Source organism: Paenibacillus sp. V4I5, from assembly GCF_030817255.1.
Classification (GTDB): domain Bacteria; phylum Bacillota; class Bacilli; order Paenibacillales; family NBRC-103111; genus Paenibacillus_E.
In genome coordinates this window covers 1,715,072-1,739,333 of the sequence record NZ_JAUSZB010000002.1, presented here as the reverse complement: position 1 = coordinate 1,739,333, position 24,262 = coordinate 1,715,072, and the positions used below count along the sequence as shown (strand labels likewise).

Sequence of the window (24,262 nt, the reverse complement as noted above, 5' to 3'; positions counted from 1 at the left end):
ATGCTTAAGAAAACAAGAACGTTATGCTTATGCTTCTGAAGCGAGAATTGCTAATGTAAGACACTAAGGAGGATTCATTATGAGTCAGTACGAGATTATTAACAGCGAGTGGGACGGGGAGTCGACCCTTCGCCTAGTCGACCATCATGCCCAGGCCGAGGCCGAAATCATCCCGGCCGTCGGATTGCATTTGTTCCGCTTCGATGTGCGGAACCATGCCTACATCGCGAAGCCAGGCAGCTTGGCTGAGCTTCGCGTCAAGTCTTCTCGCTACGGCGTGCCCATTCTGTTCCCGCCGGGGCGCGTCAAGCTTGCGGCGCTTCTCCTTTGAAGGCCGCGAGTATAGGCTCCCCGCGAATAGGGAGCCGGACCACGCCCACGGCGAGCTGCGCGAGCGGCCGTGGAAGGTCATTGCCAGCGGCGCGGATGCCGCTGGCGGGGCTTATGTCTCCGCGGAGTTCAACTTCGCGGAGCATCCGGACATGCTGGCGTATTTTCCACACACCGCATGCTTTCGCTTCACGTACCGTCTGAAGGACGGTACGCTGTCGCTCAGCGGTGAAATCGCCAACCATAGCGGCCAAACGATGCCGCTATCTCTTGGCTTTCACCCGTACTTCGCGTTCGCGAAGGGCGAAGCCAGCCGCGTGCGGGTCGTGATCCCCGCGGCAGCGGAGTGGCCGCTCAGCGCGGATGGCTACGCGGCGGCGGAGCCCGCGCCTTCGCCGCTCACTGCGGCGCTGCAGGAAGGCACGCTCGTCACGGAGCTGCCGAATTACCCAGGCGGCTCGCAGATGCTAAGCATCGAGCCGGGCCCGCAAACCTGCGAGCTTCAGTATGAAGCTCGGGGGACTAAGCTCGTGTATGATATGGGAGACAAGTTTCCCATTCATGTGTTATTCACAGCGCCGTGGGCCGAAGCTGTATCGCTTGAACCTTATACAAGTATCATGAACGTGTTCAACGAGCCCTTTTCACCAGAAATTTCAGGTGCCCAAGGCTTAGCAGCCGGAGAATCATTCAAATTCAATTGGTCTATCCATATTGAACCATTGCAGTAACACTCAAAAAAGAGTCAAGGGAAGGCGCTTCAGCCTTTATACTTGACTCTTTTACTTTTCCATTTCAAGATGACTCACCAAGGCTCATAGCTCATACCAACAGATGAATAACCAGTGTAACTGTGCTGGTGCAGCTCCTGAATAAGACCTTCAATTTGCTTAGATTTGACCAGTGCACCTCCACGCGAGGTGTTGTAAGCGTTCAGCTCAACAGTGCCATCAAGTAAATGAAAGTGAGTTCCATCCTGGAGTGGAATGGCAGGCCCTGTCGTACCATAATAGGCATGATAATGGCCATATCGGATGCCGGAAATGCCTTGGTATTGATGTACGTGATTGTCGTAAGCCGTACCGTTTACATTAAACGTATATAGTCGCAATAAATGATGATGTTTTAATTCTTCTGAAGTTATTATTTCGAAGAAATGAACATGAGCAGGTGGGATACGTGGGTGCATGAAAAACCCCCTCGGCTACAGGATATGCTTCATCCTATTCGAGGGGGGCTAGAGTCATGACTAGGGGAGCGGATAAAGGTTAGATTGGCCGATCTTCATCTTTTTATCATCATGAATACGCACTTCAACTTTATGAGATTTTCCGGCCTCTAAAGGTGGGTTCTCCGACAGATCGACATAAAGCGTATCATCACCATCAAAATTGGATTTAAACATTACTCCATCAATATAAACATTACAGGAAGAATAAAATGGCTTACCAACTACCTGAAGTTTGTTTTCACTTCGATTCACTTTTGTTATAACGGGATCGCCGTACCCCAAAGTATATCCAGGTTGTACAATCGTGTTTTTAATGCCCTTGGCTTCGTACCCATAACGGCCTCCGAATAAGTTGTCGTATTGGAGCTTCATGTAGCCAGAGAGATCACTTTCTTTGATTTGATACTTGTCCCACATCTCATTTGGCGGAATGACTGGCATTTTTTGTGACAAATCGTAGAGATAGTCTGTGTAGTAACTGCCCTGAACACCAGCCATTTGAAGAACCTTAGGGCCTAGAAAGGAAGGGCTCATTTTTAGATCCGTTTTTTCTTGATCTGCAGGCAGGAAATTGTTCCAAATCAAGAAAGGCGTGTAGTGTGTCTTCGTATACAAATCTGGATCATCAGGAAGGACATATTTAGCATCACGGTAAACCTTATAATTTTCCTCGAAAAAAGGTAAATGATCTCCGAAAAAGAGAATGATCGTCGGCTCTGATTTTTTTGAGTAATAGTCCACTAGTGACTGAAGCGCTCTGTCAGTACCCGAAATACCCTGGGCGTATGTTTCCAAAATACCTTTGGATTCAGGTGTAATATCTCCTTTAACCTCAATCGTGTTTTTGATGAATTTCCCTGGTTTGAAGGGATGATGATTCTCCATCGTGTTCGCAAAAATGAAATCAGGCCCTTGGCTTTTCTCCGTTTCCTCAATAATCTTCTTTACAACAGCTCGGTCCGCATAGTTCGGTCCTTCAAAATCATTTGGAAAAAACTCACTAGCTATGAAACGTGAAAACCCAAAATGCTTATACACCTTCCTGCTATCGAAGAAATAGCTGAAGAACGGGTTAATTGAGGTGGCCGTATAGCCCTGCCTCGTTGTTATACTGGCTAAAGAGTCAACGCCATGATTCATATACTGGATGTAAGGTAATATTTTATCCGGTGATTTCCCAAAGAATCGCATGGAATTACCCGATAAAACTTCAAATTCAACATTTGCAGTGCTGCCTCCGAATTGTGGAGATAACATCCAACCACTGGTGAATGTTTTTTGCAGCTGATGCAAATTGGGTATAGGATCTCGACTAAATGTGATATTCTTCATGATTGTGGGATCCCAAAAAGCTTCTCCAAGTACCACAATGATGTTTGGCTTTTTGTCACTTGCTGGTTTTTTCTCAGGAATCTGCTCCATTATGGATGTGATTGCTTTTTTACTGTATCCTTCTGGTTTAGCGACCTTCAGAAAACCTAACATTTGTACAGAGGAATACAAGTATCCATTCTCGTCGTAGGTGATTGTTTGATCCCATGGCACCGTGTAAATGCCATATAATTTCATGAAAGGAATAGGCTTGTCCGAATAAAGACTAGTCGCCATGATGATGGCAATAACGGCATAAATACTACGTTCAATCCAAGTGAATTGGATACGTCGATGCAGGAAAACCAAATGAAATAATAAAGCAATTATCACGAGGGAGATCACAACTGTGCCCAATATTCTAACATTAAGATACCCTTGCAAAAATGCCTTGTACGCAACGATTTGATTTTTAAATACGAGGTCCCATGGATAATAAGGGGCTCCAATGGCTTTTAATTTACTGCCGCTAATTGCTCCTAGAGGAAGCAAAATTGCACAAAGCATCCAAAAGGATAACCGGCTTCGACCCGTTAATGCAATAAGGAACAAATACATCGTACCAACAACAAAGTAGGCAAGAACCATGGTAAGTGGGTGAGACATGACCCATTTATGAAGTTCTTCATAGGAGCCTCTTTCCAAGTATTCAACCATGCCCATCAGTAGAAAAGGTAATACAATAATCAAAATGCGAGAGGGTACATGCTTAAGTGTTTGAAGTAAATTAGTCATTCGTTGAACTCCTGTTCTAATTGAGCCAGTTACATTCGTCCATTATCTTATATTTTCGAAAAAGATGAAAGATAACCCTTGACAGACCTAACTATAATATTTATCATTACAGTTAATTGTTATTAAAAATATTACAGTTAGTTGATTGTAATTGTTTTTTTCAGTCAATATAAGAAACCCTTATAATAAGATGGCTGGAGACATAGAAAATGGAGGTGGAAACCATGCAGCATGTTGCTACAGCAACAGACATGACACAAGAAAAGGTTATAGATGCCAAGAAGGCTGTGCCATGGATTATTTTTCTTATTTTTTTCGCGGTGTTGAACGAAACCGTTTTTAACGTTTCCACGCCAGCGATCGCCAAGCAATACGCGATTACCCCGACAGGTGTGAGTTGGGTACTCACCACATTTATTATTTTCTTTGGGATAGGCTCGGTTATTTATGGCCGGTTATCCGATATTTTTAGCTTGAAAAAGCTAATTGTTGCAGGAATCGTCATCTATAGTGTAGGTTCCGCTCTGGGCTTTCTTCTTCAAGCTTGGTATCCAGCCGTCATTTTTGCCCGCGCGGTTCAGGGTGCAGGCGCATCGGCTATTCCGGCATTAATCATGGTCGTGGTTGCTCGATACTTTTCTCCTACGGATCGTGGGAAAATATTCGGAATTTTAACATCTACCGTATCATTTGCTATTGCAGTAGGCCCTGTTATTGGCGGATTTGTCTCATCAACCTTGCATTGGACTTATCTATTTATCATTCCACTATTTACACTGATTTCAATTCCTTTCTTCAGACAGATATTACCTGAGGAGAAGCGAAAAGAAGGAAGTGTCGACATTCTTGGTGCGGTCCTCGTTGCCTTTTCCGTTGCGGGTATCACGGTATATTTGTCATTCCCTCATTGGTACTACTTGGCCGCGAGTGTGGTTTTATTCATTTGGTTTGTTACACATATTCGCCGAGCTAAAGAGCCTTTCATAGAGCCTGCCTTGTTCCGTAACAAACTGCTTCGTGGCGGTTTGATCGTTGGCTTTCTCATTTTCTGTACAGTGATGGGCATTATGTTTGTTATTCCATTGATGCTGGCGACAGTAAATGACTTGAGTACAAGTATGATCGGTCTCATTCTGTTCCCTGGTGCCATTTGCGCTGTTGTGTTTGGAACAATAGGCGGTAATTTAGCAGACAAGAAAGGAAATAACTTCGTTGTGTACATTGGAATGGGGCTTCTATTTGTAAGTCTCGCGGCTATTGCCCTCACGATAGGTCATTCACCTTGGCTCATTTCAGCAGCACTGCTTCCTACTTATGTTGGTTTTTCCTTTATTCAGACTGCTTTAGCTAATCGTGTTTCCTTGACGTTGGAGGTGCATGAGACGGGGGTAGGGATGGGATTGTTCAACCTCATTACGTTTATCTCAGGCGCGGTAGGAACGGCACTTGTTGCCAAACTGTTAGATGGCGGCATGATGGAGTTTTACAAGAATCCGATTTTGAATACAATGAAAGCTGTGCCGTACAGCAATCTTCTCCTTATATTTGCTGCTGTAGTGATTATAAGTGCACTGTTCTATAAGCAAATATTTGGGAAAAAGCTATACACAGCTTAATCCCTTCGTGTTATCAAACAAAAACCGACTACTTCTCAATAATGAGAGAGTCGGTTTTTGTTTTGTTTTAAACGTCTTCTTCCGTTTGCTACTCACTAATTTGCTGCAGGGCTTGCAGGAAGGTGGCCGAAGGCTGAGCGCCAGTAAGTGCATATTTACGATTGATGACGAAAAAGGGAACCCCCGAAACGCCAGCTTGTCTGGCAAAATCAAGATCAACTTCGACCTGCTCTAACCCTTCTTTTGCACTTAAACGAGTGGAGGTTTGTTCCCGATCCATGCCGATTTTCTCAGCAAAATCAAGCAAAACATCCGCATTCCCAATATCTTTTCCATCTTCAAAGTAAGCTTTAAACAAATCGTCAACCAGATCTTTTTTATGATCTTCCGGTGCGATAGCGATGAGCTGATGCGCCTTTAATGTATTAGGCATCTTCTCAACTTTGGAGAAATCGAAATGTAATCCCGATGCTTGACCAGCCTGTGTAACCTGCTGCACCATGCCGTTCAGCTTAGATTCATCCGCCTGGACCTTTTGGAGCATAGTAGCACGGAACGGTGAACCCTCCGTAGGTGTTGAAGGGTCGAGCTGGTAAGCACGATAGTGGATTTCAACAGGCTCTGATGTAAAATTGGCTAACGCATCAGTTAAATTCTTTTTGCCGATACGGCACCATGGACAAACAATATCTTGAAATATTTCAATAATCATAGATTAGACTCCTTTGATGAATAAATAGTTACTATATTTTTATTATAGCACACTAATTCATTTGCCTGAAACGCTCGGGTGTGAGTCCGACATGCTTGCGAAAACTCGCGACAAAGTGACTTGTATCTCGGAAACCTACTTGCGCAGCCACATCCTTGACAGTCTGATTCTGCTGTTTCAATAGCATCTCTTTGGATTTGCGAAGACGCAGCATAATTAAATAGGAATAAGGGGATAGCCCGAAGGCATGCTGAAACAATGTATTCATGTGTCTAGGTGTAATCACTAGGATGCCAGCCATTTCTTCAAGTCCGATATCAGGGTTATCGTAGTGACTTTCAAGCCAATTCAATAATGGCTGTAGTTGGACCATCTGATTGCGAATAGAGGCGCGGTTATTGATTTGTCCATGCTTTTTTAGCTGCATTAGAAAATGATATAAATCCGCAGAGGCTTCATACCCCGAGTATTCAAGAGCTGCATCCATATTAGCTAAAATTCGTCCTATTTCCACTTGCAATGGACCTTCCTCATCCCACCGAAAAATAGCAGACTCCATCAAATCAAAAGAACGAAGAATGGCATCTGCACAAGTCCCTCCGAATGTGACATATTGCGTGCACCATTGTTCAGTCACAGCCCAATAAGAATGAGGTACATCTGGAAGCAACAATACCCCAGAACCTTTTGTTAAGCGGAATTTTTTCCCATCCATAGTGAATTCCCCTTCACCTGAATAAGTTTGCAGCCAATGGTAACTAGGAAACCCCTCAGGTCTTAATAACTTTTCTTGATCCTCATGGTGACCAATGCTTTCAATAAATAATGGAAACGGTTGCGCAGTTGAAGGCATTAACTCATATCTTTTATGCATTTTTCACGGTCCTGTTCCATTTTATTATATAAGTGCGTAAGAATATTATATTTTAAGCCTGATAATAATCCAATACAATGTATTTATTCTTATACTAATAATCAAAATAAAAAGAGGTGCAGAACTTGATAAACAAGAAACTTCCCAAAATTTGGTATGGCGGAGACTACAACCCAGAACAATGGGACAAAGAGATTATGAATGAAGATTTACGGATGTTTAATCTTTCAGGGATTGATGTTGCGACCTTAAATGTTTTTTCGTGGGCGCTCTCACAGCCTAATGAAGATACCTACGATTTTGCATGGCTGGATGAAATTATCGACCGTCTTTATGAGAATGGAACCTATGTATGTTTAGCAACAAGTACAGGAGCTCATCCTGCATGGATGGCACGTAAATACCCAGATGTATTACGAGTTGATTTCGAGGGGCGGAAACGAAAATTTGGAGGACGACATAATTCTTGTCCAAACAGCCCAACCTACCGAAAATATTCAGAGCGGATTGCAGAAAAGCTTGCTGAACATTACAAGGAACACCCAGCAGTACTAATCTGGCATGTTTCTAATGAATACGGAGGATATTGTTACTGTGACCATTGCGCGGACGGCTTTCGAAATTGGCTCCAAGAGCGATATACAACACTAGAAACCTTGAATAAAGCGTGGAATACAGGTTTCTGGGGTCATACCTTCTATGAATGGGAAGAGATTGTTCCACCAAATGCCCTTTCCGAAGAATGGGGAGTGGATAATACCAACTTCCAAGGAATTTCACTCGATTACCGCCGTTTTATGTCAGATAGTTTGCTAGAGTGTTACAAGCTAGAATATAATGCCATCAAAAAAAACACACCTGACCTACCCGTAACAACGAATTTAATGGGTCTTTATAAACAATTGGACTATTTCAAATGGGCTAAGCATTTAGATGTTGTCTCTTGGGATAATTATCCTTCCCTAGATACACCTATTAGTTTGACTGCGATGACCCATGACCTCATGCGCGGCTTGAAGCAAGGACAGCCATTCATGCTTATGGAACAAACCCCAAGCCAACAAAATTGGCAGCCCTACAATTCACTCAAACGGCCTGGTGTTATGAAGCTTTGGAGCTATCAGGCTGTGGCTCATGGAGCGGATACCGTGATGTTTTTCCAGCTTCGACGATCCGTAGGTGCATGCGAAAAATATCACGGAGCTGTCATCGAGCACGTTGGTCATGAACATACACGAGTGTTCCGCGAATGCGCGGAGTTAGGTTCTGAATTGCAAAAACTCTCCGACAGTCTACTGGACACTAGAATCAACGCTCGGGTCGCCATCGTTTTCGATTGGGAGAATCGCTGGGCCATTGAGCTGTCCAGTGGCCCAACCGTTGCACTCAAATATGTGGATGAAGTCCACAAATATTATGACGCTCTATTTCAACAAAATATCCAAGCCGATCTAATAGGTACAGACACAGATCTATCAGACTATGATATCGTTATTGCGCCTGTACTTTACATGGTGAAGGAAGGCTACGCGAAGCGGGTGGAGGACTTCGTCCGTTCAGGAGGAACCTTTCTGACGACATTCTTTAGCGGAATAGTAAATGAGAACGATATCGTCTCACTTGGCGGTTACCCCGGTGAATTGCGCGAGGTGCTCGGAATATGGGCAGAAGAAATCGATGCGCTTTTCCCTGATCAAAGCAACCAAATCGTGCTAAATGAACAATGGGGAGCACTCAGCGGTGAGTACCAATGTGGACTTCTATGTGACTTAATCCATTCTGAAGGAGCCGAGATAAAAGCGGTCTATGGCAGCGATTTCTATCAGGGAATGCCAGCACTAACCGTAAATAAATTCGGGGCAGGTCAAGCTTGGTATGTAGCCACTAGTCCTGAGCCATCCTTTTTGCAGGGGTTTCTAGCTAATTTATGCAAAGAAAAAGGAATAACAGCACCTATCCCCCCAGTTTCTGGTGTTGAGATTTCACAAAGAACCAATGAGAGTGAAACATACCTGTTTATCCTGAATCACAATGATCAACCCGTTAACGTAGATTTAGGAACCGTAAAGGGAATGGATTTAATAGCAGGTCAACCAGTAACCAATACCGCTACACTTTCTGCAAAAGGTGTTCTTATTCTTTCAATATATTGATCATATGCTTATATAAGTTTTCGGAAAATAACCTCCGTCTCATGACAGAGGTTATTTTCATTTATGTAAAAATTCAAATATTGCAGTAAAACGCAACATCGATCTCGTCATGAACGTGATCAATACTATTAAAATCGCCTTGAAATGGTAAATCAACAAATTTTTATTATATTTTGATAGTAGTTATGACACTTTCAGTTACCGTGAGGAAAAGTCAGTCCCAGACTACTTGTCAACAAAACGTATATTCTGTGGTATCTACAATGAGTGAAAACGAGGAAACTTTAAATTAACTAGAAGTCAACAGCCAACAGCCAACAGTCAACAGCCAACAGCCAACAGCCAACAGCCAACAGTCAACAGCCAACAGCCAACAGTCAACAGCCAACAGCCAACAGCCAACAGCCAACAGCCAACACCTAACACCTAACACCCAATACCCAATACCCAATTCCCAATACCCAATACCCAATACCCAATACTAAACAACTAATAACCAATAATAACTGCTAACAATTGCTGACTACAAATTCAAATTTAAAGTAATTCCACCTATCTGAAATATTTGATGTTGCCTAGGAAAGAAAATCCACGAGACTTACCAAACAACTGCCACCGAAGAGCTTTCATACTAAACAGAATTAAACCAACAAGAACTAATCGAACCAAGTAAGATTGTCAAAAACTCCAACAAATATTAAATTCGTTTCAAGTTAATCTATGAAATATTTCTAATTTTGAAAATGTGTTTAAATGGCATTTTTGTATATAACTCAGAATTTCATTTCTACCAAATATATAAGCTAACTCATATAGCTTGAAAACACGAGTGTGTAGATATAACAGAATTCCTCACTTTATAATGAGAGTTCTTTTAATAAAAACACTTCACATGGGAACGTTTGTTTGGTATAATGTTAATGAGAACAAGTGTTTGAAAATGAAGAGGGTGAGGATATGGAACTACAATTTACCGATGTGCAATCTCATACGTTTCTTACAGAAGAAGAATGTGAGAATTTCTTAATGAAGATACGCTGGTCTAATGGGTTTTGTTGTCCTCGCTGTGATTATCATGAAGCTTTTAACATTCACGCACGAAGATTATTAGAGTGCAAGGAATGCAGAATGCAGGTCTCCATAACTGCTGGGACGATTATGCATAAATCTAAGCTTTCATTACTTCATTGGTTCCGTGCCATCCAACTGTTATTGCAAGAAGGCAAAGAGTATACTGCGAGTTCTTTATCACATATCCTTGAAATTAATTATAGAAGTGCTCAATTGATGCTTCAGAAAATTCATTATGCAAATTTGATTAAGGAAAATAGGCTTAATTTGTTTCAGAAATTAAGAAAACCAGCCTCTGATGCTCCAATATATAATGATCAGGAATATTATGAAGAAACGCCTCAAACCGATTTAAACCAAAACTTCCCTAACGAGTTGAATTTGCGCTCATACTTAGAATCCAAAATAAATAGACTCAATTCCAAATTGAGGATACGGAATATTTTGCCTAAAGATCACCAAGGATATTTGCATAATAAGAATAGATCGGGGTTTACGTTTATTAATTGGATCAAGACGTTTATTTCTGTCTATTTATATCCTACTTTTCTTAAATGTTTTCAACTCTCTGCTTAGCAATAAGGCTTGAATTGACTCTGTCCTTTTTTTCAGGCATGATGGATGAGCAGCATGTTTTGAAAAACAATGGAGTAGGGGGAGAGGCTCGGTTGAAAAAGACGTTACAGGTGCCTATTCATTTCTACCGGAAGTTTATTTCTCCGTTGAAACCGCCTACTTGCCGATTCTATCCCACTTGTTCGCAATATGCATTAGAAGCAATTGAAGTTCACGGTGCGTTGAAGGGATCATGGTTGTCGGTGAAACGAATTTGTAAATGCCATCCTTTTCATCCGGGTGGTATTGATCATGTACCGGCACGAGTGGAAAATTTATCTCATAATGATCAGTCTGCTTGACAGGCAGCTCATTTTTTCGATATATTTGCCTTAAGTTGTATATATCGTTTCGATGAACGGATAAGTACAGACGGATGCCTATAAACAGAGAGCCGGGTTAGGTGAAAGCCGGTATAGGAGTAAGTTTGGAATATGGTCCCGGAGAATAGGCTTTCGAGCTGCCCAGATTTCATTTGTGAAGCAAATGGCAAAATGGGAGTAAGCTGGCCTCGTGTCCCAGCGTTAATGGGCAAGTCGTAATCGACTTACTGAGCCCCGAGCTTGTGAAAGGCGGGGGAACCTGGGTGGTACCGCGTGAGTTCAACTCTCGTCCCAAGATGGATGAGGGTTTTTTGTGTTTTCTACTATTTGCTAGGAGGAACGAATGATGTCAACGGAATCGAAAACATTTTACATTACAACACCAATTTATTACCCGAGTGATAAGCTGCACATTGGTCACGCTTATTCTACGGTAGCCGGTGACGCTATGGCACGTTACAAGAGACTGCGCGGCTATGATGTCAGGTATTTGACAGGTACCGATGAACATGGTCAGAAGATCGAGCGCAAGGCTCAGGAGAAAGGGACGACGCCTCAGCAATTTGTAGATCATATTGTTTCAGGAATCAAAGAGCTTTGGGCAAAGCTAGATATTTCATATGATGATTTTATTCGAACAACCGAAGATCGTCATAAAGATGCCGTTGGTAAGATTTTTCAAAGATTACTGGATCAAGGGGATATTTATTTAGGTGAGTATGAGGGCTGGTACTGTATTCCCGATGAATCTTTTTTCCCGGAGAGCAAGCTGGTAGATGGGAAATGTCCAGATTGTGGGCGACCTGTGGAGAAAATGAAGGAGCAAACTTATTTCTTCCGGATGAGCAAGTACGCTGATCGCTTAGTGCAGTATTATGAGGATAATCCAGATTTCATCCACCCCGAATCTCGTAAAAATGAAATGCTGAATAACTTCATTAATCCAGGTCTTGAGGATTTGGCTGTGTCCAGAACGACGTTTGACTGGGGGATTAAAGTTCCAGGGGATCCGAAGCATGTCATTTATGTCTGGATCGATGCGCTTTCCAACTACATTACTGCGCTGGGCTATGGTTCAGAAGATGAAAGTAACTTCAAGAAATATTGGCCTGCGGATGTTCATTTAATGAGCAAGGAGATAGTCCGATTCCACACGATTTATTGGCCGATTATGTTGATGGCACTTGACTTACCTTTGCCGAAAAAGGTGTTTGCGCACGGCTGGCTGCTCATGAAGGACGGCAAAATGTCAAAGTCCAAAGGGAATGTTGTCGATCCGGTTACGTTGATCGACCGTTATGGATTAGATGCGCTGCGTTACTATCTCATGCGCGAAGTGCCTTTTGGGGCGGATGGAACATTTACGCCGGAAAGTTTTGTTGAGCGAGTCAATCATGACCTCGCCAATGATCTCGGGAATCTTTTGAACCGTACGATCGTGATGATCGATAAGTACTTTGCCGGCAAGATTCCCGCCTATGTTGCGGGGGCTACCGAATTTGACGAAAGTCTCTTGGAGACTGTTCGTTCTACGGTAGCGAAGTACGAGGAAGCGATGGAAAAGATGGAATTTTCCATTGCGCTTTCAGCTGTGTGGCAACTTATCAGCCGCACGAATAAATATATCGACGAGACGCAGCCGTGGTCGATGGTGAAGGATGAAGCCAAACGCGAGATACTTGGCTCCGTGATGTATGTGCTGGCAGAATCCCAGCGCATTTCATCTGTGTTGTTGCGTCCGTTTTTGACCAAGACGCCGCAACTGATTTGGCAGCAGCTCGGCTTGGCTGCCGAGGACCTACCACGTTTGACGGCGTGGGAGAGCGTGCAGACCTTCGGGCATCTCCCTGCTGGCACAAAAGTGCAGAAGGGAGAGCCTATGTTCCCTCGACTGGATGTGGAGGCAGAAGTCGCCTACATCGTCGAGGCCATGGGAGGCGGCGCTGCATCTGTCGCCGGCGAATCTACCGCGGCAGCACCTGCGGCTGCTGCCAACGCAAAGCCCGCGCCAGAGACAAAGGACGAAATCGCGATTGATGATTTCGCCAAAGTGGAGCTGCGCGTAGCACAGGTGTTATCGGCGGAGCCTGTAAAAGGCGCCGATAAGCTTCTCAAGCTGCAGCTCGACCTTGGATACGAGCAGCGCCAGGTTGTTTCGGGCATCGCGAAGTTTTACTCGCCCGAAGAGCTTGCTGGACGCAAAGTGATTTGCGTCACGAATTTAAAGCCCGTCAAGCTGCGCGGCGAGCTGTCACAAGGGATGATTCTCGCCGCTTCACATGGCGACCAGCTGACACTTGCTACAGTCCCTGATTCGATGCCTAATGGAGCAATTGTGAAATAATAGGAACTCAACGAATAAACACCTCATCCCTTATTTTTCAGGGGTGGGGTGTTTGTGTTAGTATGGGTGTTTTTAATGTGAGTGGGGCATGATAAAGGAAACTAACCACGGAGTGAGGCATATGAGCATTCGGTTTCTTGTGAAATTAATGGGTATAACAGGGATGGTCATTCTTGTATCGGCTTGTACGATTTTCGGTGGCGACTCGGATAATAAGAAGGATGATGCCAAAAAGGATCAATCGAAATCTAAAACACAGAGTACAAAGGGGAAAGAAAGTATTATTGATCAAGAGTTGAAAAAGCAATACGAGATGTATAATGAGATTATTCAATATAAGATTGATCAGGATAAAAAGCTTATTAAACAATCAGAAGAACGTTATAAAAAGTTAAAAGAGGAAAGTGAAAAACCATCCGATTCAAAGGAAAGTGAAGATAAAAGTAAAAAGGATTCAGGTGGGTCAGAGGCAGGTAATTCGAAATCAGAAGGTGGTGGAGGTCAATCTAAATAACCACCACGAAACCAATAACTTACTATAGATGGGGCCATGCTGTGAACTCGACAGCTGGCTTTTTTGGTTTTTACTCTTCGATGTATTGACTTCAATTAAGGGGACTCGTATAATCAATTCGTTAATAAAAATTATTACGATTTAGAAATGGGTGGTTAATTATGATGGTAAGAAATAAGAGAGTTCTTTACATAGTCTTGTTGGCTATTTTAACTGTTGTCATGGCTGGTTGTGGAAGTACGGCTAGTTCGAAAGCTAAGATGGTCCAAGGCAAAGTCAATGTAGTGACCAGTTTTTATCCCCTTTATGAATTTACCCGCAATATTGGCGGGGAGTATGTGAATGCGATCAATTTGGTCCCAGCTGGCGTAGAACCGCATGATTGGTCGCCAAAGAGCAGAGATATCAAAAATATGACCCAAGCCCAGATTTTTGTGTATCAAGGAGCAGGATTTGAAGGTTGGGTAGAGGACTTCCTCGGTAGTTTGTCAGCAGACTCGACTTTAAAGGTAGTTGAGGCTAGTAAAGGGGCAGATTTAATAAAAACGACGGAAAATAAAGAGGAATTTGACCCTCATGCTTGGTTAAGCCCGTTAAACGCTATGAAAATGGCTAATAATATTAAAATAGCTCTGATTGAAGCGGATCCTGCACACAAGGATGTTTTTGAGCAGAATTATACGAAATATGCAGCGAAATTGACCGATCTGGATGCGCGATACAAAAAGGAAATTGCTCGAACTTCGAAGAGAGAAATTGCGGTTTCTCATCAAGCTTTTGCTTATTTATGTAGGGATTATGGTTTGACACAAATGTCCATAATGGGATTATCACCGGATGCGGAGCCGACTGCTCAGGATTTGAAAAAAATGAATGAGTTTTTGAAAGAGCATGGTTTGAAATATATTTTCTTTGAAGAACTGGTATCAGATAAATTAGCCAAAACGTTAGCGAAAGATGCTAAAGTGGACACAATGGTACTTAACCCGATTGAGGGATTAACGGATGAACAAATGAAAGCAGGCAAAGATTATATCTCGGTCATGGACGAAAATTTGAAAAACCTAGTAATTGCCTTACAATAAGGTAAGAGTAGTTCCATTCTTAATTGAGTCAGGAGTAAGAAGATGGAGAATAACAGTAAAAACTTTTGCCATCGGAGCATAGTATCTATTGATAACCTTTCATTCTCCTATGATAATAAGAAAGTGATAGAGAAGCTTCATTTTGATGTTCTTGAACGTGATTTTGTGGGTGTCATTGGTTCCAATGGTGCAGGGAAAACCACACTGCTTAAAATGCTTGTAGGTCTGTTAAAACCAACAGTTGGGGAGATCAGGCTGTTTGATCGCCCGCTGAGCCAATTCAAAGATTGGGAACGTATCGGTTATGTTCCTCAAAAAAATGCGTTCAACCCCTTATTCCCAGCTACAGTCAGGGAAATTGTTTTATCTGGCATGTATAGCAAGAAGCGGGTCTATCGCCGGTTGACCAAAGCCGACCTTCAGAAGGCCGAAGACGCGATGCTTGCTATGCGCATCGAGGATTTGGCTGACCGGCGCATCGGTCAGCTTTCAGGCGGACAGCAGCAGCGTGCTTTCCTCGCACGCGCGATCGTAAACAACCCTGAGCTGCTCATTCTCGATGAGCCGACGGTTGGCATTGATGCTGAAACGCAGGTCGGATTTTTTCGAATGATCCGCCATATGCACCAGCATCATCATATGACCTTCATTATGGTATCCCATGATATGGACATGATGCAGTCATATCTAGGTACAGAGCCGCAGAAAGTAAGTGGCGGCATCAAGTTTTATGTAAAGCATACCCATGATCCGGAGGATTGCCGTGAGACGAATTTGACACACTCAATCGGCCAGATTCGTGAGATGATCGGAGTTCAATAAAGAGGAGAGACTTTGTTCTCTGAGCAAAGATCCCTATATTAGGAGCGGGCATTTTGGACATATTTACGGAATACTTTTTTCAACGTGCATTAATTGGTGGCATTCTGATTGGGCTTGCAGCGCCTTTAATGGGCGTTTTTCTTGTCCTTCGAAGGTTGTCAATGATTGGGGATACACTTGCGCATGTTTCAATTGCAGGTGTTGCTCTTGGTTTTCTCATTAACGTGTACCCTTTGGGTGTTGGCCTCGTGTTCGCTTTGCTTGCATCGTTTGCCATTGAACGTTTGCGCAAAGCCTACAAGACTTACGCTGAGCTTTCCATAGCCATTATTATGTCAGGCGGGGTTGCACTGGCGACTCTCCTTTTTACCATTGGCAAAGGCTTTAATATGAACGTCATGAGTTATTTGTTCGGCAGTATTTACACATTGGATTCAACCGATTTATGGGTTGTTTTTGGTGTTTGTGTACTCGTTGTTGGCGTAATTGCGGCCCATTTCAAAGAGTTCTTTCTTATGTTCTTTGATGAAGATGCAGCGAGTGTAAGTGGACTTCCGCTTAAATATTATAATATGATGATTACAATGCTAACCGCTCTTGTGATCTCAGTCGCTATCAAAATTGTCGGCGCACTGCTAGTTTCCTCGTTATTAACGATACCGGTAGCGTGCAGTTTATTAATCGCTCGGAGCTTTAAGCACTCGGTCTTTTTAGCGATACTATTTTCTGAAATTGCTGTTGTTACTGGACTTGTCGTTGCGGGTGTATGGGATCTTGCTCCGGGTGGGACGGTTGTACTTACTCTCATAGCTATACTGATCGGGATCATTTTGAAAAGAGGATTGAGGATTTAATATGGATTCTGTAAATTTGTGGATTGCTTTATGGGCGGGAATTGCTTCCTTTATCTCACCTTGTTGTTTGCCATTATATCCTTCTTACTTATCGTACATAACGGGAATTTCAGTTAGTGAATTGAAATCAGGGGAATCTTCTTCCGCAGTTCGGCGTCAAACGATGCTTCATACATTAAGTTTTATCGTTGGGTTTTCGATCATTTTTTATGCGTTAGGCTTAACAGCGGGTTTCCTAGGCAATTTTTTTATTGATTATCGTGATTTGCTACGACAAATAGCCGCATTATTAATTTTCATCATGGGATTGTTCCTGCTTGGCATTTTCCAACCTCAATGGTTAATGAAGGAACGTAAATTACAAATCAAATTTCGTCCTGCCGGTTATATTGGTTCTGTTCTTGTTGGAATGGGGTTTGCAGCAGGGTGGTCCCCTTGTGTTGGACCGATTCTGTCCGCCATCCTTGCGCTGGCTACAACCGAACCTGGTACATGGTTTCAATTAACGACCGCCTATTCCCTAGGCTTTGCGATTCCGTTTTTTGTACTATCTTTTTTTATTGGATCTACGAAATGGATACTGCGCTATTCAAACCTGATCATGAAAATAGGAGGGGGCTTGATGATCGTCATTGCGGTTTTGCTCTATACAGGCAAAATGACGCAAATCACGCTTTGGTTAAACTCCATAACCCCCGATTGGTTAAAGTTTTAGTTACGTGAAATATTCGATCTTCGCATCAGGGAATTTAGCAAAGATTTGCTCTGTGATAAATTCCCTAAGTGCGTTTGCTTGTTCATCTTTGTAGACGTATTTCCCTTTTCCATATTTTCCCCACTTGTACTTTCGTTTTTCTTCGTCCATTTCTAGTTTCGTTTTTGGATATCTTTTTTCGATAATATTCTTTGCTGTTCTCGTGAAACGATGCTGTATCATTTCAAAGGTTAAATCTTTTGTTGCCTCAACAGGTAGTTCTTTATAAAGACGTTCAAGCAAAGTAGCATAGCCTTCTTCCCATCCTTCATGCCAAATGATTGGCGCAATAATAAAGCCTAGCGGATAGCCTGCATGGGCTACTTTTCCTGCGGCTTCGATTCGTTCTTGGAACTTGGAAGTCCCAGGTTCGAAGTTTTTAATGACATAGTCTGCATTCACACTAAAACGAAACCGGGTATGTTTGTTATGTTTGGCATCTAACAAAGGTTCTACATGATGATATTTGGTTACAAAACGTAGACGACCGTTCTTCTGCTGCCCCATAAACTCAATTAATTGCTTTAATGAGCCTGAGATATGCTCCAGTCCGACGGGGTCAGACGTACAAGCGGCTTCAAAGCGGGTGATTTCCGGTTCTCTCTCCTCGATATACTGTTTAGCGGCACCTAGGATATCGTCCATATTCACATAGATACGTAAATAAGGCTTTGCTCCCATTGTCGTTTGGAGATAACAGTAGTGGCAATGTCCCATGCAGCCTGTAGCAATGGGAATTGCATACTCCGCAGATGGTTTGGAAGTTTCGAACTTGAGTGTTTTTCGAATACCAACGACAAGTGTACGTTTCGCAATTCGATACTTATCGAGTTCCGAATCACCTGGCAAATCACGAATTTGATTATGAGAGGTCGTCATATGAATGTCCAATCCTTGTTGTTTGGCCCATTCATATATACGTTGTCCTTTAGGATAATTCATTGCATCAGGTTCAAAATAAACAAGTTCCGGCACGAAAACAGCTGAGCTTGGCACGGGTCTGGTGAGCAATTTAGTAGACATGCTATGCTCCTTTCACTAATATTTACTCGATTCTTTGTTGTACATTAGTGTGCCAACGCTATAACTTAATGAACCATGGGATATTTGACCGCATCTGGGTTGATGCATTATGATAGTTAAGCAGCAGGCAGGAAATAAAGGAAAAGCAGGGGGAAATAAAGCAATGGCAACGCCAAGCATGGAAGACTATTTGGAGAGAATATACAAGCTTATCGACGAGAAAGGTTACGCTCGTGTCTCCGACATTGCTGAAGGGCTTGAGGTGCACCCCTCTTCTGTAACTAAAATGATTCAAAAGCTGGATAAAGATAATTACTTGATCTATGAAAAATATCGCGGACTCATGTTAACTCCCAAAGGGAAGAAAATGGGGAAGCGTTTAGTGGAGCGTCATCAACTTCTTGAAAATTTCTTAACGACTATTGGTGTCCAAGAGGACAATATATATAAGGATGTAGAAGGAATTGAGCATCATTTAAGCTGGGATTCCATTACTTGTATTGAAACGTTATTAGAATATTTTCGAAGAGAACCGAATCGAATGGATGATCTAATGAATGTTCGTAAAGAATTAGAAGCTGAAAGCTAAGCAGAGACCGCTATTCGCGGTGCTCTGTCTTTTTTTTGGGTATATAAACATACTGCCTCCGCATACATAACTATGGAAGCCCTATAGTCGATATACTAGGAGGGGTGTCGATTTGAAGATCAATGGAGTGTTTGAAGGCGGAGGCGTAAAGGGGATAGCACTGGCTGGTGGTGTAAGCGCGGCGATGAAGCAGGGGCATGTCTTCAATGAAGTCGCAGGTACAAGCTCAGGGGCTATTGTAGCGGCTCTTTTGGCTGCAGGTTATACAGGAGAAGACATGAAAGAAATGATCCTGAGAGCACCTTTCAGATCGTTTATGCAGCGATCTCCCATTTTTAATACTAAAATTATTGGTCCAGCCGCGCGGCTGGTTCTCAAAAAAGGATTGTATTCTGGAGCAGCGTTAGAGGATTGGGTTAGTCAACAATTGGCAGCCAAAGGAATCTGTACATTTGGTGACTTGAGACACAATCAGCTGCGCGTTATTGCATCCGATATTACACAAGGTAAGCTCTTGATATTACCTGATGATATTGCGCAATATGGGATCGATCCACGCAAATTTTCTATCGCCAAAGCCGTTCGGATGAGCACAAGCATTCCTTATTTCTTCGATCCTGTCATGATTCGGCGCAAATTAAAAAGCTCTGCAAAGGCAGCGCCTTTCGCAGAGCAATTTTATTATATTGTAGATGGTGGCTTGTTAAGCAACTATCCACTTTGGGTCTTCGACCAAGAAACGGATCGTGAGGATATCATACCTGTTATTGGTTTCCAATTGGTCGGTAAAAGCGATATGCCCAGACATAAAATTAAAGGACCGATAACGATGTTGGAAGCGTTATTTGGAACAATGCTAAGCGCTCATGATGAGCGTTATATTGAGCAAAAGAACCGGTTCCGTACGGTCAAAATCCCTACGTTAGGTGTGGGAAATACACAGTTTGATTTATCGAAGGAGCTTAGTATGTCTTTATACGACTCAGGATTTAAAGCTTCCAATGATTACTTCAACAATTGGTCCGCTGAAACATATGAGCAGAATTACGAAAAGTTAGTATTGCGACGCCAATAACGCTTAGTGGTATTAATGATGCTTGGGTAAATCATCCGAATCAGAATCTTTACTTCCATTGATTACACGGAACTTGGCGTTTTTTCTTTTCCCTTTGGCTGGCCCCCGACCCAACGAATTCTTTCTCCAACGAGAAGGTGGGAATTTGTATAGAAGAAAAATAATCCCTAACACGAGAATAGGAATGAATAAAGTTCGCAAACTTACCAGCAAACCAATCGCAATCAAAATCGCAATGGCGACCTCGATCGGGGAAAATTTTCTTCTCATGCCCGTCCCTCCAAAATTCGTTGTTCTGCTTCACGCATGCGGTTGAAAGAAGCAATCGACACCTCAACTTGACTGTCTTCAGGTTCCTTGGTCGTAAGCAGTTGAAGCCATAGTCCAGGATAGCCTAAGTAACGAAGGACAGGAACTTCACGAAGCGAATTGGTGAATCGTAACACCTCGTAAGAAACACCGATGACTACAGGCAGCAATATTAAACGCTGCACGATGCGTTCGACATATCCGTCATAGTGGAGAAATGAGTAAATAACGACCCCGATCAATACGGTGAAAACGATGAAGCTGCTGCCACAACGATAATGAAGCGTGTTGAATTTCTGTACGTTACTTACCGTAAGCTCTACGCCAGCCTCATATGCACTAATAACCTTGTGCTCAGCACCATGATATTGAAACAATCTGCGGATCATAGGTGTCAAAGAGATGAAGTAAATATATCCGACAAGTAAAATAATCTTAATAACACCTTCTATAAGATTATGAAGAAATTGATTGCTAAATACATTTTGAAACAAAAACTGTTCAATGACAGCTGGAACCAGGGTGAATACAAATTTCCCAAAAAGAAATGAAATCACACCCACAACGGCTACGCCAAGAATCATCGAAATATTAGAAAAGAAGCCTGGTTTTTCTTCTTTCTTGGCAATTTCAGCATCCTCGCCTTCTTGTTCAGCGAAGGATTCAGCTGAGAAATTCAAATGTTGCGCGCCTTTAGCGCTTGATTCAATGATTCCTACAATACCGCGTATAAACGGAATTTTCTTGAGTGCTTGGACCCAAGGGATCACTTTCTTCGGTACTTCTAAGTAATCAAGGGAACCGTCTTTTTTGCGCACAGCGGTTACATGCACATTTTTTCCTGCGAACATGACGCCTTCAATGACGGCCTGTCCTCCGTATATACTGTTTTGTTCTGCCACAAGATCCACCTTCTTATCTTTCTCAAATTCAGTTATTTGTACTTTCTTATTGTAACGGATTCGTAGATTGAATGCTACCGATAGCGGTAGAACATACTATTCTTACCTAAGGAGAGACAAGTAACATTTGTAGAGAAAGGAAGACAATGGATGACAAGTGATAAAAAGGAAGAAAAAATACTGACGAATCGTTGGGTATTTGCCCTTTACATCGGTTTTTTCGCCGGATTCATATGGGGAGCAATCAAAATTGTTGAGCATTATTTAAAGTTCACCAAGATTGTAATCGGTTTTCTTGTGGAGCCTTTTTTCAAGCATGATTTTCTGCATACTTGGCAGGGAACGCTCGTTGGTTGGGGTTTCTTCACCTTATTTTCAATCGTTGCTGCGTTCATTTATATGGTCACGATGTGGAAGCTTCAGGGGCCTTGGTGGGGGCTAGGGTATGGTGCTCTATGGTGGGCAGCCATATATTTACTCATAGGCCCCTTATCAGGGATGACCTATTGGATTCAGGATCTGGATATAGATACCGTTCTTAGTGATTTTTGTTTGTTCCTGCTATGGGGAATGTTTATTGGTTATTCCATTTCTATTGAATACACCGATGTAAGAACAATACGACCTATACACAAGACATGAAAGTTATGGTAAAATATCAAGGTTAAATAGGCTTGTAGAGCCCATTTTTCAATGAAAAATGCTTGGGAGTGATTTCCTGTTGAAAAAGGTTCTAGTCATTAATGGTCCGAACTTAAATATGCTCGGCGTACGTGAACCTGGCGTGTACGGAACGGTTTCGCTTTCAACGATTATTCAAGGTTTGAATGAATTAGCTGAGACGCTGTCCATTGAGCTCGAGAGCTTTCAATCGAATCATGAGGGCGATATTATTGATAAAATTCATGAAGCGTTCGGCACAAAAGATGGTATTGTGATCAACCCAGGAGCATTCACGCATTATAGTTACGCCATTCGTGATGCACTTTCCACAGTTCAATTGCCAACTGTAGAAGTTCACATTTCGAATATTCATAAGCGCGAGGAGTTTCGTCATCATTCGGTTACTGCGCCTGTCGTTATCGGTCAAATCAGTGGATTCGGTGCACAAAGCTATGAACTTGGTTTAAGAGCATTAGTACCCCATATGCAAGGTTAAACAACTCCATCATTCCTCAGGGTCGAGTGCGTTTGTCAATTGATGCGAAGCGAAAGTATAAAAACTTATACTTTCTTTATCAATTAAGAAAGATTGGTGATCTCAATGCAGGAGAAACGTATTGAACGTCTTCGCAAGGTTATGCAGCAGCAAGATTTACCGGCAATACTCATCACGAACGCATATAACCGTACATATGTATCTGGTTTCACTGGTTCTTCTGGCTATGTCCTTATAACGCTAGACCGTGCTTTATTGTTAACTGATTTTCGTTATATGACGCAAGCTCCTCAGCAAGCTAAACGATTTGAAGTTGTTGAGCATAAAGCTAAAGCAATCGAAACAGTGAAAGAACTCTTGCAGCAGCAAGGGATCACGAAGCTTGGCTTCGAGCAAGTGGATGTATCCTACGGTGATTTCTTAAGCTACCAAGAAGGATTAGCGGGAATTGAATTGGTGCCTACATCGCGCGTTGTTGAGTTGATTCGAATGGTTAAAGATGAAGCGGAATTACAGATTATGCAAGAAGCCGCTGATCTAGCTGATCAAACTTTCTCACACATTCTGTCTTTCATCAAGCCAGGTGTGCAGGAGAAGGACATTGCCCTTGAGATCGAGATGTTTATCCGCAAAAATGGGGGGACTTCTACATCGTTTGAAACGATTGTAGCCTCTGGAGAACGATCTGCGCTTCCTCATGGCAAAGCAAGTGATCGCGTGCTCCAAATAAACGAATTTGTCAAATTGGATTTTGGAGCGTATTATAAAGGGTATTGCTCAGATATCACAAGAACGGTTATGCTAGGTAAGCCGACAGACAAACATAAAGAAATTTATGACATTGTACTGGAAGCCCAATTAAACTGTTTAGCCAATCTCAAACCAGGTATCACTGGCAGAGAGGGCGATGCTTTTGCGCGTGATGTTATCGTAAAGCATGGCTATGGCGATTACTTCGGTCATGGTACTGGACATGGTTTAGGCATGGAGGTTCATGAATCTCCACGTTTGTCGAAAACCGAAGATATGATTTTAACACCTGGTATGGTGGTTACGGTTGAACCCGGCATTTATCTCCCCAACTTTGGCGGAGTTCGAATTGAGGATGATGCAGTAATTACTGACACCGGCATTAAAATACTTACACATTCTACCAAAGATTTTCTTATTATTGACTAGCGGAGGGATTTACAAGTGATATCAGTTAACGATTTCAAAACAGGTCTTACGATTGTAGTTGAGCATGATATTTTCACCGTTCTGGATTTCCAACACGTTAAACCAGGTAAAGGCGCGGCATTCGTGCGCTCCAAACTTAAGAATCTACGTAACGGCAATACCGTTGAACGTACATTCCGTGCGGGTGAGAACGTTGGACGAGCGCACATCGAAAACCGTGAAATGCAATACTTGTACGCAGCTGGCGACGAGTACACATTCATGGATACAGAGACGTATGATCAGATTTCCCTTTCCCACGAACAATTGAAATGGGAATTGAACTTTCTGAAAGAAAACATGAACATCAAAATCATGAGCTATCAAGGTGAAATTCTTGGGATTAACCTTCCGAAGAGCGTTGACTTGAAAGTTATCGAAACCGATGCAAGCGTTAAAGGAAACACAGCTCAAGGTGCTTTGAAAAATGCGAAAGTGGAAACAGGTCTTAATGTGATGGTGCCACTTTTCATCAACGAAGGCGATATTCTTTCCGTTGATACAGATGATGGAAAATACCTTTCACGCGCGAGCAACTAATGACTAAAGCCTTTCAGACTCTTTGGAGTCCAAAAGGCTTTTT

Annotated in this window: 25 protein-coding genes; 18 read left to right on the top strand and 7 right to left on the bottom strand. The window is 42.6% G+C overall.

The genetic code is table 11. From position 1 onward, the window contains the following. The first annotated feature begins 79 nt into the window (after positions 1-79). Both QFZ78_RS10110 and QFZ78_RS10105 read left to right on the top strand, forming a co-directional pair. Positions 80-331, top strand: a complete 252-nt coding sequence (locus tag QFZ78_RS10110) for a hypothetical protein (protein WP_307556125.1) — start codon at positions 80-82, stop codon at positions 329-331. Further along, positions 216-1,061 (top strand): aldose 1-epimerase, encoded by an 846-nt coding sequence (locus QFZ78_RS10105; protein ID WP_307547114.1) that lies wholly within the window; start codon positions 216-218, stop codon positions 1,059-1,061. The genes QFZ78_RS10110 and QFZ78_RS10105 overlap by 116 nt, the downstream gene beginning before the upstream one ends. Positions 1,062-1,135: 74 nt before the next feature. Here the strand turns inward: QFZ78_RS10105 and QFZ78_RS10100 are convergent, their stop codons facing one another. Continuing rightward, complete coding sequence (locus tag QFZ78_RS10100; protein WP_307547112.1) at positions 1,136-1,519, bottom strand: YmaF family protein; 384 nt, start codon at positions 1,517-1,519, stop codon at positions 1,136-1,138. A 60-nt stretch (positions 1,520-1,579) separates the two neighbouring features. Next, positions 1,580-3,667 carry an LTA synthase family protein gene (locus QFZ78_RS10095; protein WP_307547110.1) on the bottom strand — a complete coding sequence of 696 codons (2,088 nt, stop codon included), beginning with the start codon at positions 3,665-3,667 and terminating at the stop codon, positions 1,580-1,582. Between the two features lie 224 nt (positions 3,668-3,891). Here QFZ78_RS10095 and QFZ78_RS10090 point away from each other — a divergent pair, with 224 nt between their 5' ends. Next, entirely contained in the window at positions 3,892-5,283 is a 1,392-nt protein-coding gene (locus QFZ78_RS10090) for an MFS transporter (RefSeq protein WP_307547108.1), read from the top strand. Positions 5,284-5,371: 88 nt separating this feature from the next. Here the strand turns inward: QFZ78_RS10090 and QFZ78_RS10085 are convergent, their stop codons facing one another. Together QFZ78_RS10085 and QFZ78_RS10080 are read right to left on the bottom strand one after the other, a co-directional pair. Then, positions 5,372-5,995 (bottom strand): DsbA family oxidoreductase, encoded by a 624-nt coding sequence (locus QFZ78_RS10085; protein ID WP_307547106.1) that lies wholly within the window; start codon positions 5,993-5,995, stop codon positions 5,372-5,374. 52 nt (positions 5,996-6,047) lie between these two features. Further along, entirely contained in the window at positions 6,048-6,848 is an 801-nt protein-coding gene (locus QFZ78_RS10080) for an AraC family transcriptional regulator (protein WP_307555610.1), read from the bottom strand. Between the two features lie 146 nt (positions 6,849-6,994). Between QFZ78_RS10080 and QFZ78_RS10075 the strand changes: the two genes are divergently transcribed. The 9 genes from QFZ78_RS10075 (at position 6,995) to QFZ78_RS10035 (ending at position 17,365) form a co-directional block, all read left to right on the top strand. After that, positions 6,995-9,022, top strand: a complete 2,028-nt coding sequence (locus tag QFZ78_RS10075) for a beta-galactosidase (protein ID WP_307547104.1) — start codon at positions 6,995-6,997, stop codon at positions 9,020-9,022. Positions 9,023-9,979: 957 nt separating this feature from the next. Next, entirely contained in the window at positions 9,980-10,669 is a 690-nt protein-coding gene (locus QFZ78_RS10070) for an IS1595 family transposase (RefSeq protein ID WP_307547102.1), read from the top strand. Between the two features lie 41 nt (positions 10,670-10,710). Next, positions 10,711-11,010 carry a membrane protein insertion efficiency factor YidD gene (gene yidD / locus QFZ78_RS10065; protein ID WP_307555608.1) on the top strand — a complete coding sequence of 100 codons (300 nt, stop codon included), beginning with the start codon at positions 10,711-10,713 and terminating at the stop codon, positions 11,008-11,010. A gap of 367 nt (positions 11,011-11,377) precedes the next feature. Continuing rightward, on the top strand, positions 11,378-13,375 hold the full coding sequence (gene metG / locus QFZ78_RS10060; RefSeq protein WP_307555606.1) for a methionine--tRNA ligase: 1,998 nt from the start codon (positions 11,378-11,380) through the stop codon (positions 13,373-13,375). A 121-nt stretch (positions 13,376-13,496) separates the two neighbouring features. After that, positions 13,497-13,889, top strand: a complete 393-nt coding sequence (locus QFZ78_RS10055; RefSeq protein WP_307547100.1) for a hypothetical protein — start codon at positions 13,497-13,499, stop codon at positions 13,887-13,889. Positions 13,890-14,050: 161 nt separating this feature from the next. Further along, positions 14,051-14,974, top strand: coding sequence for a metal ABC transporter substrate-binding protein (locus tag QFZ78_RS10050; RefSeq protein WP_307547098.1), 924 nt, complete (start codon positions 14,051-14,053; stop codon positions 14,972-14,974). 42 nt (positions 14,975-15,016) lie between these two features. Continuing rightward, positions 15,017-15,796 (top strand): metal ABC transporter ATP-binding protein, encoded by a 780-nt coding sequence (locus tag QFZ78_RS10045; RefSeq protein ID WP_307547097.1) that lies wholly within the window; start codon positions 15,017-15,019, stop codon positions 15,794-15,796. Between the two features lie 53 nt (positions 15,797-15,849). Continuing rightward, the gene (locus tag QFZ78_RS10040; protein ID WP_307547096.1) at positions 15,850-16,650 is read left to right on the top strand and encodes a metal ABC transporter permease; all 801 of its coding nucleotides are present in this window, start codon (positions 15,850-15,852) and stop codon (positions 16,648-16,650) included. A gap of 1 nt (position 16,651) precedes the next feature. Next, a complete protein-coding gene (locus tag QFZ78_RS10035; RefSeq protein WP_057306439.1) occupies positions 16,652-17,365 on the top strand; it encodes a cytochrome c biogenesis CcdA family protein in 714 nt (237 codons plus the stop codon). On the opposite strand, the gene splB is transcribed toward QFZ78_RS10035, so the two are convergent. Beyond that, positions 17,366-18,427, bottom strand: coding sequence for a spore photoproduct lyase (gene splB, locus QFZ78_RS10030; protein ID WP_307547095.1), 1,062 nt, complete (start codon positions 18,425-18,427; stop codon positions 17,366-17,368). It abuts the gene before it with no gap. Between the two features lie 163 nt (positions 18,428-18,590). On the opposite strand from splB, the gene mntR reads away from it, so the two are divergent. Continuing rightward, positions 18,591-19,016, top strand: a complete 426-nt coding sequence (gene mntR, locus QFZ78_RS10025) for a transcriptional regulator MntR (protein WP_029197173.1) — start codon at positions 18,591-18,593, stop codon at positions 19,014-19,016. A 112-nt stretch (positions 19,017-19,128) separates the two neighbouring features. Beyond that, positions 19,129-20,091: a patatin-like phospholipase family protein gene (locus QFZ78_RS10020; protein WP_307547094.1), complete on the top strand. Its 963-nt coding sequence runs from the start codon at positions 19,129-19,131 to the stop codon at positions 20,089-20,091. Between the two features lie 12 nt (positions 20,092-20,103). On the opposite strand, the gene QFZ78_RS10015 is transcribed toward QFZ78_RS10020, so the two are convergent. Further along, positions 20,104-20,361 carry a hypothetical protein gene (locus QFZ78_RS10015; protein ID WP_307547093.1) on the bottom strand — a complete coding sequence of 86 codons (258 nt, stop codon included), beginning with the start codon at positions 20,359-20,361 and terminating at the stop codon, positions 20,104-20,106. Beyond that, entirely contained in the window at positions 20,358-21,251 is an 894-nt protein-coding gene (locus QFZ78_RS10010) for a DUF1385 domain-containing protein (RefSeq protein ID WP_307555602.1), read from the bottom strand. The genes QFZ78_RS10015 and QFZ78_RS10010 overlap by 4 nt, the downstream gene beginning before the upstream one ends. 201 nt (positions 21,252-21,452) lie before the next feature. Between QFZ78_RS10010 and QFZ78_RS10005 the strand changes: the two genes are divergently transcribed. The 4 genes from QFZ78_RS10005 (at position 21,453) to efp (ending at position 24,219) form a co-directional block, all read left to right on the top strand. Then, a complete protein-coding gene (locus tag QFZ78_RS10005; protein ID WP_307547092.1) occupies positions 21,453-21,944 on the top strand; it encodes a YqhR family membrane protein in 492 nt (163 codons plus the stop codon). Between the two features lie 79 nt (positions 21,945-22,023). Beyond that, positions 22,024-22,461, top strand: a complete 438-nt coding sequence (aroQ, locus tag QFZ78_RS10000; RefSeq protein WP_307547091.1) for a type II 3-dehydroquinate dehydratase — start codon at positions 22,024-22,026, stop codon at positions 22,459-22,461. Between the two features lie 105 nt (positions 22,462-22,566). Then, entirely contained in the window at positions 22,567-23,640 is a 1,074-nt protein-coding gene (locus tag QFZ78_RS09995) for a M24 family metallopeptidase (protein ID WP_307547090.1), read from the top strand. 15 nt (positions 23,641-23,655) lie between these two features. Continuing rightward, positions 23,656-24,219 (top strand): elongation factor P, encoded by a 564-nt coding sequence (gene efp, locus QFZ78_RS09990; RefSeq protein ID WP_307547089.1) that lies wholly within the window; start codon positions 23,656-23,658, stop codon positions 24,217-24,219. Positions 24,220-24,262 lie beyond the last annotated feature (43 nt).

Bases quoted from the DNA above. Each gene is read 5' to 3' on its own strand.
- QFZ78_RS10085 (WP_307547106.1), bottom strand. From the start codon at position 5,995: ATGATTATTGAAATATTTCAAGATATTGTTTGTCCATGGTGCCGTATC.
- QFZ78_RS10100 (WP_307547112.1), bottom strand. From the start codon at position 1,519: ATGCACCCACGTATCCCACCTGCTCATGTTCATTTCTTCGAAATAATA.
- QFZ78_RS10090 (WP_307547108.1), top strand. From the start codon at position 3,892: ATGCAGCATGTTGCTACAGCAACAGACATGACACAAGAAAAGGTTATA.
- QFZ78_RS10045 (WP_307547097.1), top strand. From the start codon at position 15,017: ATGGAGAATAACAGTAAAAACTTTTGCCATCGGAGCATAGTATCTATT.
- QFZ78_RS10005 (WP_307547092.1), top strand. From the start codon at position 21,453: ATGACAAGTGATAAAAAGGAAGAAAAAATACTGACGAATCGTTGGGTA.
- QFZ78_RS10035 (WP_057306439.1), top strand. From the start codon at position 16,652: ATGGATTCTGTAAATTTGTGGATTGCTTTATGGGCGGGAATTGCTTCC.
- QFZ78_RS10110 (WP_307556125.1), top strand. From the start codon at position 80: ATGAGTCAGTACGAGATTATTAACAGCGAGTGGGACGGGGAGTCGACC.
- QFZ78_RS10010 (WP_307555602.1), bottom strand. From the start codon at position 21,251: ATGTTCGCAGGAAAAAATGTGCATGTAACCGCTGTGCGCAAAAAAGAC.
- metG (WP_307555606.1), top strand. From the start codon at position 11,378: ATGTCAACGGAATCGAAAACATTTTACATTACAACACCAATTTATTAC.
- QFZ78_RS09995 (WP_307547090.1), top strand. From the start codon at position 22,567: ATGCAGGAGAAACGTATTGAACGTCTTCGCAAGGTTATGCAGCAGCAA.
- splB (WP_307547095.1), bottom strand. From the start codon at position 18,427: ATGTCTACTAAATTGCTCACCAGACCCGTGCCAAGCTCAGCTGTTTTC.
- QFZ78_RS10095 (WP_307547110.1), bottom strand. From the start codon at position 3,667: ATGACTAATTTACTTCAAACACTTAAGCATGTACCCTCTCGCATTTTG.
- QFZ78_RS10050 (WP_307547098.1), top strand. From the start codon at position 14,051: ATGATGGTAAGAAATAAGAGAGTTCTTTACATAGTCTTGTTGGCTATT.
- QFZ78_RS10105 (WP_307547114.1), top strand. From the start codon at position 216: ATGCCTACATCGCGAAGCCAGGCAGCTTGGCTGAGCTTCGCGTCAAGT.
- yidD (WP_307555608.1), top strand. From the start codon at position 10,711: ATGGATGAGCAGCATGTTTTGAAAAACAATGGAGTAGGGGGAGAGGCT.
- QFZ78_RS10070 (WP_307547102.1), top strand. From the start codon at position 9,980: ATGGAACTACAATTTACCGATGTGCAATCTCATACGTTTCTTACAGAA.
- QFZ78_RS10015 (WP_307547093.1), bottom strand. From the start codon at position 20,361: ATGAGAAGAAAATTTTCCCCGATCGAGGTCGCCATTGCGATTTTGATT.
- QFZ78_RS10055 (WP_307547100.1), top strand. From the start codon at position 13,497: ATGAGCATTCGGTTTCTTGTGAAATTAATGGGTATAACAGGGATGGTC.
- QFZ78_RS10080 (WP_307555610.1), bottom strand. From the start codon at position 6,848: ATGCCTTCAACTGCGCAACCGTTTCCATTATTTATTGAAAGCATTGGT.
- mntR (WP_029197173.1), top strand. From the start codon at position 18,591: ATGGCAACGCCAAGCATGGAAGACTATTTGGAGAGAATATACAAGCTT.